Source organism: Gilliamella sp. B3023 (assembly GCF_026536845.1).
In the GTDB taxonomy this organism is placed as follows: Bacteria; Pseudomonadota; Gammaproteobacteria; order Enterobacterales; family Orbaceae; genus Gilliamella; species Gilliamella apicola_E.
This window is the reverse complement of the sequence record NZ_JAFNNH010000032.1, coordinates 1-2,374: the sequence shown is the minus strand read 5'-3', so window position 1 is coordinate 2,374 and position 2,374 is coordinate 1. Positions and strand designations below refer to the sequence as shown.

Genomic DNA, 2,374 nt, shown 5'->3' with positions numbered 1-2,374 from the left:
GCTAAAACCGTGTAAAAAGTATAGTGATTGGAAAAACACGATGCAACACTTTTTTTCGCTCATTTACGTTAACTTTTGTAAATAGGATCTAAAAAGAATCTAAGTTATAATTTGTTAACCGCTGTTTTAATTGAATATATTACAATTACAAATCTTTAAAATTAGAGCGATAGATCCTCAAAAATTTTATTTTAGGGCTTTGAATTAGAAATTTAGTGATTTTGATATTTTAATAATTTTTAAGTGACATTTAAAACCCCAAAAACCCCATTCCTCAACTTTTTTTACGATAAAAAACCGCAAAAATAAACCCGCCGAGGCGGGTAATTCAAACGTCGCTAAGCCACAAAATCGCTATTTTATAACTCAACGACGTTAGCTCCTAACTTACTTTTAATAACTTAATTTTATCTTTTCCCCCCTGTTCTAAGAATTAAGGTGAAGGACGAAGAAATTAACTAAGGATAGACGCAAAGCTCGTGAGAGGCCACGTTGAAGGAACCTCCCCAGACCACAGCACCGTCTTCGATCACGACAACCGGACTAGGTCCAACCTTGTCATCAGTCCAGAACCACATGTAGCGGACTGTACCAATACCAAATCCTGGGTAATCGTATAGATTACCCCACTCCGAAATAAAACCAGCACCAATACGACGCTGGTAATGATTATCAGGGGAGGAAGGAGTGGCGCTAGGTATGACTGCATCTGTACGAACTGCATTGGTTAAATCCTTGACACGAGGCATTCGATAACCAAGACTATTACACCAAGATAAATTATCATAATGAGAGTCTTCCCTAGAACCACGCAGGACAAACCACTTTCTTAACGTAAAACCATATTTAACAACTGCATTACCTCTACTATCACGACCAACTAACTCAAAAGTTTGGGGTAAAGATGGCTTTGGTATAAGACCTGGATTACTAGAATTGATTTGGGATTCAGTGGCGAAAGGACCGGTTAAAGTAACGCGCACCGCTCCTGAATTAATTGGGGAATTTGTCATTGTAGCAGTAATTCCACCAAGAGAAACCGGTGACCAAGACAACGAAGCTCCACCACCAATAACTAAATCAAAGTACAAACCACGAGCACCAGTAGTTGGAAAGTTTAAACCATAAGATGATGAGGAAGTTGACTGAGGAAGAAAACCATTATCCGGGTCCCAAATCGAAACAGGACCAGCATAATCATCAGATAGATATTCCTGATTATCACCAAGCTTGCCATACATTAAGTTAGGCCTAGCAAAACATATCATTGGTGATGCATTAGGATAAATATAATAGGTCGCATTACTTGCGCTGAAACTACTACTACTAGGAACACCATAACGTGTGGCTAATGTCACATCTGTACTGCTTAATTTTACCTGATAAGGTGCCTTACAAATTTCTGGTACTGCATTACGAGATACCGCACGGCCGTTTTTATCGACGATAGATAAACTTAAAGAACCGGTAGCTGAAATGTCTCCATCACCATCATCATCACCCCAATAATTATAAGGTGGATCGATAAGCGTACTTAAAACGACTGAATTAGCATTAGTAGGAACCAACATACCAATATCAGCAAAACTCTGCCCCGCGTCTGGCAAGACGATTGGTGTTGAAGAAGATGAAGGATTGTTTAAAGGCGTATATTGTGTACCATCAGATAGTGTAATCCCAAGCAGACCGTTAGCATCAACAACACGAGTACGACCACCATCGAAAGTTAAATACGGCGCACTACCCTGTATCGCATTCCTAGTTGTCTGTGAAGTTAATGCGTGCCCCGAAAAAGGAAGAAAAAGAGCCACAAAAAAAACAATCTGCCGGGATAATTGAGAGAAGGATCGAAAAAAGGATCGCGCGATAATGCGCAGAATTCCGTAGAATTGCGCGGAAAAATAAGTATCGGTATAAAATAGATGTCGGAAGCTAAACTTAGACGAATTTAAATTATAGGTTGGCCAAGTTGCCTGTTGCCTGTTGCCTGTTGAAAATTATAAAACATGTGCGACAATCCTGTCAAGTAGTTTTTTGATTTATTTGAAATTTTACACTTCTAAGCTGCGTTTTAGCCTCGTAGCTAAACCGCGTAAAAAGTATAGTGATTGGAAAAACACGTTGCAACACTTTTTTTCGCTCATTTACATTAACTTTTGTAAATAGGATCTAAAAAGGATCTAAAAAAGATCTGAAAAATAATTGATTAACTCCTGTTTTAATTGAAGATATTATTACAAATCTTCAAAAAATGATTAAAGATCCTCGAAAATTTTATTTTAGGGATTTGAATTAGAAATTTAGTAAGTTTGATCATTTAAAACTTTTTAAGTGAAATTTAAAACCTCAAAAACCCCGCTCCTCAACTTTTTTT

The 2,374-nt window shown here is 37.7% G+C and carries 1 protein-coding gene; it reads right to left on the bottom strand.

Going from position 1 to position 2,374, the window contains the following annotated elements:
• Positions 1-458: 458 nt before the first annotated feature.
• Complete coding sequence (locus tag J3U16_RS11755; protein ID WP_267343156.1) at positions 459-1,811, bottom strand: hypothetical protein; 1,353 nt, start codon at positions 1,809-1,811, stop codon at positions 459-461.
• Positions 1,812-2,374 lie beyond the last annotated feature (563 nt).